The sequence below is a fragment of the Methylobacter sp. Wu8 genome (assembly GCF_036440755.1).
Lineage (GTDB): Bacteria > Pseudomonadota > Gammaproteobacteria > Methylococcales > Methylomonadaceae > Methylobacter_A > Methylobacter_A tundripaludum_A.
The window spans coordinates 1-6,852 of sequence record NZ_JAZGVT010000008.1 but is presented as its reverse complement, the minus strand read 5'-3'; the positions used below and the strand labels follow the sequence as shown (position 1 = coordinate 6,852).

At 52.9% G+C, this 6,852-nt stretch carries 8 protein-coding genes; all 8 read left to right on the top strand.

Features of this window, described 5'->3' with window-relative positions; genetic code table 11:
* Positions 1 to 277 precede the first annotated feature (277 nt).
* Positions 278 to 811 carry a flavodoxin gene (locus tag V3O24_RS00185; RefSeq protein ID WP_331305581.1) on the top strand — a complete coding sequence of 178 codons (534 nt, stop codon included), beginning with the start codon at positions 278 to 280 and terminating at the stop codon, positions 809 to 811.
* 36 nt (positions 812 to 847) lie between these two features.
* Positions 848 to 1,282, top strand: a complete 435-nt coding sequence (locus V3O24_RS00180; protein ID WP_331305580.1) for a SoxR reducing system RseC family protein — start codon at positions 848 to 850, stop codon at positions 1,280 to 1,282.
* Positions 1,283 to 1,296: 14 nt separating this feature from the next.
* On the top strand, positions 1,297 to 1,596 hold the full coding sequence (locus V3O24_RS00175) for a hypothetical protein (protein ID WP_331305579.1): 300 nt from the start codon (positions 1,297 to 1,299) through the stop codon (positions 1,594 to 1,596).
* Positions 1,597 to 1,608: 12 nt separating this feature from the next.
* Positions 1,609 to 1,905 carry a DUF6156 family protein gene (locus tag V3O24_RS00170; protein ID WP_104424205.1) on the top strand — a complete coding sequence of 99 codons (297 nt, stop codon included), beginning with the start codon at positions 1,609 to 1,611 and terminating at the stop codon, positions 1,903 to 1,905.
* Positions 1,906 to 2,198: 293 nt separating this feature from the next.
* On the top strand, positions 2,199 to 2,390 hold the full coding sequence (locus V3O24_RS00165; RefSeq protein ID WP_258076649.1) for an AbrB/MazE/SpoVT family DNA-binding domain-containing protein: 192 nt from the start codon (positions 2,199 to 2,201) through the stop codon (positions 2,388 to 2,390).
* 52 nt (positions 2,391 to 2,442) lie between these two features.
* Positions 2,443 to 2,961 carry a PIN domain-containing protein gene (locus V3O24_RS00160; RefSeq protein ID WP_331305575.1) on the top strand — a complete coding sequence of 173 codons (519 nt, stop codon included), beginning with the start codon at positions 2,443 to 2,445 and terminating at the stop codon, positions 2,959 to 2,961.
* A gap of 124 nt (positions 2,962 to 3,085) precedes the next feature.
* A complete protein-coding gene (locus tag V3O24_RS00155; protein WP_331305574.1) occupies positions 3,086 to 3,940 on the top strand; it encodes a sulfotransferase in 855 nt (284 codons plus the stop codon).
* 144 nt (positions 3,941 to 4,084) lie between these two features.
* The coding region (locus V3O24_RS00150) for a DUF4347 domain-containing protein (protein ID WP_331305573.1) at positions 4,085 to 6,852 on the top strand (2,768 nt) is incomplete at its 3' end.

The following is a 6,852-nucleotide window of genomic DNA, read 5'->3' as shown; positions in this document are numbered from 1 at the left end:
AAAAATTTCGACCCACCGCGTCAAGCCGATCATGCTTCGACAAGGCCTTTAGTCCTGATCGTAGTCGAAGGGCTCAGCACGAACGGCTTGACGACCGAAAATAGTGATTTCGGGAAGTTTTTGTAGCCAGATCCTAAGCAGGAGATAAGAAATTCTCACCACGAAGACACGAAGGACACGAAGATTTACTTTTCGTTTCTTCGCGCTCTTCGTGCCTTCGTGGTGAAAAGTTTTTTACTTAGATTAACGAGAAGCTTACCCGCTAAGCGAGGAAATCATGGCTAAAGTAGGCGTTTTTTTCGGCACCGATACCGGCAATACCCGGCGGATTGCCAAAGATATTACCACGGCGTTGGGTTCGGCTGTTGCCGCTAAACCGGTCAATGTGCGCAATGCGACTGTGGAAGATATGCTGGCGTATGACACCTTGATTTTAGGTACGCCGACTTATGGCGAAGGCCAGTTGCCCGGCTTATCGACCGGCAACGCGACTGAAAGCTGGGAAGAGTTCTTGCCGAAGTTGGCCGGGCAGGATTTCAGCGGCAAAAAGGTCGCTATTTACGGCTTGGGCAATCAGAAAAGCTATCCGGTAGAGTTTGTCGATGCGATGTACTATGTGTACGAGCAGTTCAAGCAATGCGGCGCCACCCTGATTGGCGCATGGGATACCGAAGGTTACAACTTTAAAAGTTCTAAAGCCGTTGTCGATAACCGCTTTGTCGGCTTGGCATTGGATCAGGAAAACCAGAAAGACCTTACCCCGGCGAGACTGGAAACATGGTTGACAATGCTGGCGCAGGCTTGGGATTAACGTTTTGAGCACCCCATCGATTGAACGGTGATAACGATGATAGAAGAATCAGCGATCGTGGTGAAAATAGAAAACCATCAAGTCTGGGTCGAAGGCGGACCTTACGGCGCGTGCGGCGGTTGTCTGAAAAAAGCATCGTGTGCGACCAACGCAATCGGTAGCGTTCTTAAGAAAAAGTCGGTACCGGTTGATAGCGACATTCAGCTGAAAACCGGCGATCAAGTCATGGTCGCGATTGATGAAAACCTGCTGCTGCGCGCTTCACTTTTATTGTATCTGACGCCGTTAATCGCGCTGTTTACAGGCGCCGGTATTGCCGATTGGCTGCTGGCCGATAATGCCAAGTCCGCAGACGTATGGATTGCCGGCAGCGCCGTGCTGAGTTTTTTAGTTTCGCTGTGGTTAATCAACAAGGCGCAAAGTCTGTTGATAATGAGTTACGCCCGGCCTGTCGTCGTCAGGAAGGTTTAAGCCTCGATGCCGGCATGAATGTCTGGGCCATTGATAAAGATGTTCCGTTGAAGCTCCTGCTATTGGAACTGGTGCATCGGTACGGCGAAAATACGCTGGCGTTGAATAATCAGGTGCAGCACTTCCAGGCTGTCGATTTATGCAGGATTAACGAGCCGGCTATTTCCGCCTACATCTACACTTTCGGCCAGAACGCAGGACGTTACGGCATCGACCTGAAATACCCCATTCCGGCGCATAACATTGTCGGAGAAAATGAAGACCTGACCTTGGACCAAATCATAGAAATCATCTCCACTCATCTATTTTCTTAAACCCTACACATCATGAATCAAGAACAACAAACCGGATTTCGCTACTTTGTCAGTTACAGTGGCGTCAAACTCCCGCTAAAGCTGGTCAATGAAATAACCGAAGACAGCTTAAATAACCGGAACACCTATTATCGCAGTCAATTTGATGTACAGGGCAGAATGTTGCTTTGCCAGAAAGTTGTTTATGGCGAGGTTGAATCCGAACATCGGTATCAATATTACGATGACGGCGTTTTAAAACATGCGCGAATCACTGAAGATGATGAAGTCAGGGAGATTCATTTTAATGAGTTGGGGGAGATGGCGTGAACCGACAAGAAATGCAGGGTACGCATCGCGCACCTTTATTGAATCCGGTCGTTGTTTGGGGCGTTATTTTTTTCTTGTTCCCGCGAGCGGAGCCCGTGGGAACAAAAGCATGCAACCCCCGTCCGGCTTGTAAGTTTTTAAGGCCTTGCCCTGCATAGGAGGCTGTTAAATTGCAGGTTTTGATTGTTTTTCCAAAAAGTAATACCATCAAAATATTACCAATAAACCCGAGGCAACCATGCGTGTAACCAGCAAAGGTCAAGTGACCATTCCCACAAAATGTACGGGAGAATATGGGCATTCTACCCGCTGAAACCGAGATCGAATTTATGCAGGACGAAAGCGGTCGCTGGTATATCGTCAAGGCCAAAACGGCTAAAAAGCGGGACAGCCGTTTTCGCACTGCCCATCAGACCGGCAAATTAACCATGAGCACCGATGACATCATGGCATTGACGCGGGGCGAATCGTGGCGGTCATCCTAGTCGACAGTTGCATTATCACTGATCTGGCCGGTCCTGAAAGTGATTGGTTCGAATGGAGCGCTGGAACCTTGGAGAGACTGGATCCAGTCCACACCCCAATGGCGTTAAGTTAAGACTTGTTCCGTTCGCCCTGAGCGTGTCGAAGGGTGAGCGGAACAAGTCGTTAAGCGGCTCATGGTTCGACAAGGCCTTTAGTCCTGAGCGTAGCCGAAGGGTCACCACGAACGGGCTTAACTTAACGCCATTGGTCCACACCCTGGTTATTAACCCGATCGTTTACACAGAGTGCTCGGTCGGCTATGAGCGCATAGAAGAGGTAGAGGCATTATTCGAACATCTGGGCTTTACAATGAAACTCATTCCTAGAGAAGCGTTATTCCTGGCGGGAAAAGCGTTTTTGCAGTACAGGAAGAATCAAGGACAAAAAAGCAATGTGTTGCCGAATTTTTTTATCGGCGCTCATGCGGCAGTGTCCGGGTATCAGCTCATCACCCGAGATCGGGGCCGGTTCAGCACCTATTTTCCGAGCGTTGAGTTGATTATGCCTAACTCAACCAGTGGATTAAATTGAAGGTTATTCACAGCCGAGGGATTGTAATTAATAAAATCATGTTGTAATGCAGTGACTGGATGTTATTATTCAACCATAAAGTTAAGTATTTTTTCCGTTAGAGTTTTATCACCCGTTTAAAACTATGCCCCACTACCATTTCATCTCCGGCCTGCCCCGTTCCGGTTCCACTTTGCTGGCGGCCATCCTGCGCCAGAACCCCCGGTTCCACGGAGGCATGACCAGCCCGGTAGGTTCTCTTTTTAACGCAGCCTTGGCGCAAATGAGCGCCGGCAGCGAATTTGGGGCGGTAGTCGGTGTCGATCAGCGGCGGGCGGTTTTGCGGGGCTTGTTTACTTCGTTTTACGAGAGCTACCCGGATGAGGCTGTGATTTTCGACACTAACCGCCTATGGTGTACCAAACTGCCGGCCCTGCTGGATCTTTTCCCCGAGGCCAAAATTATTGCTTGTGTGCGCAACGTAGCTTGGGTGATGGATAGCATTGAGCGGCTGTACCGGGCCAATCCGTATGAAAATACCCGGCTGTTCGGTAATATGCAACGGAGCACGGTTTATAATCGCCTTGAAGGGTTGGCCCAACACGATCAACTGGTCGGCTTTGCCTGGTCGGCTCTGCGCGAAGCGTTTTACGGCGAACAGGCGGCTTCTATGCTGCTCCTGGATTACGACCTGTTGGCCCAGGCGCCGCAAAAAGTGTTGCCGCTTCTCTACCAGTTCATCGGCGAGCCGCTTTTTGATCATGATTTCGAAAACGTGGAATACGACGCCCCAAAGTTCGACTTCCAGTTAGGTGTCGAGGGCCTGCACCGCGTTCGACCCAAGGTGGAATTCCAATCGAGGCGCACGATTATCCCGCCCGATTTGTTCGAGAAGTACTCCCAGCTTTCTTTTTGGAGCGACTCTGCGGGCAGCGAGGCTTACGTCATTACAGCCAAACCGCCGGAGCAGGGAGCTGCCGTGCTTGAATTGAAATCGTAAAGGCCGTTTAGGGACGTGCTGATTTAGGTCTCGCAATGACTAAAAACAGATTCCGAGCAGTCTTTAAGTGACACTCACAACGCGCAAAGCGCTTAAGCCGGACTTTTCGTTAACCCGTTATCACTAAATGCAGAGAGTACCAACATGAAAGTTATCGAAACTATGCTTAAAGAAAAATCAAGCAAAATAAATTCAAAGCTGTCGGCTCCTGCAATCGGCAATGACTTGTACTATAAACCCCGTCGAACCATGATAGCGCTTGAACCACGCCTCATGTTCGACGGTGCTGCGGCGGAGACAGCCGCAGATACCGTGACCGACACCAAGCCCCCTGTGCAGGATGCCGCCGCCATCGACCAAGAGGCCGCCAAGCTTGCCGAGGCGGCTGCCGATGTTGCGCCGCCGGCTGTGCAGGCCGATCCGGCGGCGCAACGCACCGAGATCCTTTTTATCGAGAACAATGTCACCGATTACCAGACGTTGATTGATGGGGCCAAACCCGACACCGAAGTGCATGTGCTGGATGCAAGCCGGGACGGCTTGGCGCAAATGGCGCAGATTCTGGAAGGGCGTAGCGGCATCGATGCTATTCACATCATTTCCCACGGTTCCGAGGCTTCGGTAGGCTTGGGCTCGCTGACCCTGACCGCGCAAAACCTGTCGGCCCATGCCGCGGATCTGGAAACGATTGGACAAGCGTTAAACCCAAATGCCGATATTTTGCTGTACGGCTGCGATGTGGGTAAAGGTTCTGATGGCGCGGCGTTTATCTCGGCGTTGGCGCAAACGACGCATACCGATATCGCGGCATCGAATGATCTGACCGGAGGTTCGAGTCTGGGCGGCGATTGGACATTGGAGGTGGTGCAAGGGAATATTGAAGCGCAGCCGGTGGTGACTGCGGAACAGATGATGCTGTATGACTCGGTGCTCGCCGCTTATACTGGAACGATTTCATTCGGGACAGGTGCGGCATTCCTCAACGCGGGTGGTTATTCTCCAGACAGCTCTTCTAATGATGTAACTTATACGGTCAGTGGCTACACATTGAAGATAGATGGAGCTAATCGCAGTGTTTTCGGGGGTGACTGGGGCGGTGCCTTCCTCACCGACAATGCCGTGTATATTAATCCTGCGAATGCTTCTGGCGAAACGAGTGCTACTCTATCGTTTACCAATGGAGAAACTTTTTCTCCAGGTTCTATTACCATTTTTAATGATGACAGTTCAGCGAATAACAACAACATCACCTTAACCATCACTGGTAGCAATGGTAATTCTATAGTAACAGGATCCTTGGGTACGTGGGCCGTGGCTGCTTCTCGTCTTCAAACCGGGATCGATCTAAGCAGTATCGGCACGGTCACTTCTCTGACAATCACAAAAACCGGAGGTGGTACTTTTAGGGCGATCAACATCGACGATTTCGCAGTATCCAATGTCCAAGCCGCCAGCCTCAACGCCCCGACTCTCAGCGCCACTGGTGCCACCCCCACTTACACCGAAGACGGCAGCGCTGTGGACCTGTTCAGCGGCATCACCGCCGCGACCAACGATAGCGGCCAGACTTTCAGCGGTATGACGCTGACCGTTACTAACGTTTCCGATACTACCGAATATCTGGTCGTCAACGGTATTGACGTGGCGCTCAGCACTTCAACCAGCGGTCTGTCGCTCTCCACCGTCGGCGCGGAAAGCGCCGGCAGCGTCACGGTGACCGGGGCGGGGAGCACCAAAACCGTCACTATCACGGGCGCCGCGCTCAGCAACGCCAATATGGGAACGCTGATCGATGGCATCACTTACCGCGACAGCAGTCAAGCTCCAAGCACTGCCAGTAGCCGCGTCGTCACCATTACCGGCATCACCGACAGCGGCGGCAGCAGTAATACGGCCAGCCCCAATATCGCAGCGACTGTGACCGTGGCCGCCGTCAACGACGCTCCGACAGGCCTGGGTAATCTGACCCTGACGGCGGTTAACGAAGATACAGTGAGTCCAGCAGGTTCGGCGATAAGCGGGTTGACCGGCCTGAGTTTTGCCGACGCGGATGCGGGTTCCTCCAGTTTGGGCGGTGTGGCGGTGGTCGGCAATAGCGCCAACAGCAGCACCGAAGGTGTCTGGCAATACAGCACTAACGCGGGTGGAAACTGGTTTAATATCGGCACCGTGGCCGATAACAATACCGCGCTGACCTTGTCCGCGGCTACGCTGGTGCGCTTTGTGCCGGTGGCCGATTACAACGGCACGCCGACCGCTTTAACCGTGCGGGCGCTGGATAACACTAACGCCAGCGGTTACAGTACGACGGCCGGTTCCGAAACTCGGGTTATGCTGAATTCTTCGGTCAATGGCGGCACCACGGCGATTTCAGCCAGCACCAATACCATTGGCACCAGCATTACCGCAGTCAACGACGCACCGGTATTGACCGCAGGCGGTTCGCTGAGCTATACCGAAAACGGTTCGGCGGCGGCTATCGACAACACCATCACCCTCTCCGATGTCGACGATACTCAGATTGCCGGGGCCACGGTGACACTTTCGTCCGGCTTCACCAGCGGCGACACGCTGGGTTTCACCGATCAGAACGGCATCACCGGCAGCTACAACAGCGGCACCGGCGTATTGACTCTGTCCGGCACCGCCACCAAGGCCAATTACCAGACGGCCTTGCGCTCGGTTACTTATTCCAGTTCGTCCGATACGCCGACCTCATCCTCGTCCAGCCGCACCGTAACCTGGGCCGTGACCGATGCGGCGGCCACCGGCGGCAACGGCGCCCAGACCAGCACCGGCGTCACTTCCACCGTTAACCTCACCGCGGTCAACGACGCGCCGGTATTGACCGCAGGCGGTTCGCTGAGCTATACCGAAAACGGTTCGGCGGCGGCTATCGACAACACCATCAC

Bases quoted from the DNA above. Each gene is read 5' to 3' on its own strand.
- V3O24_RS00165 (WP_258076649.1), top strand. From the start codon at position 2,199: ATGGGCATTCTACCCGCTGAAACCGAGATCGAATTTATGCAGGACGAA.
- V3O24_RS00180 (WP_331305580.1), top strand. From the start codon at position 848: ATGATAGAAGAATCAGCGATCGTGGTGAAAATAGAAAACCATCAAGTC.
- V3O24_RS00175 (WP_331305579.1), top strand. From the start codon at position 1,297: ATGAATGTCTGGGCCATTGATAAAGATGTTCCGTTGAAGCTCCTGCTA.
- V3O24_RS00160 (WP_331305575.1), top strand. From the start codon at position 2,443: ATGGAGCGCTGGAACCTTGGAGAGACTGGATCCAGTCCACACCCCAAT.
- V3O24_RS00170 (WP_104424205.1), top strand. From the start codon at position 1,609: ATGAATCAAGAACAACAAACCGGATTTCGCTACTTTGTCAGTTACAGT.
- V3O24_RS00185 (WP_331305581.1), top strand. From the start codon at position 278: ATGGCTAAAGTAGGCGTTTTTTTCGGCACCGATACCGGCAATACCCGG.
- V3O24_RS00155 (WP_331305574.1), top strand. From the start codon at position 3,086: ATGCCCCACTACCATTTCATCTCCGGCCTGCCCCGTTCCGGTTCCACT.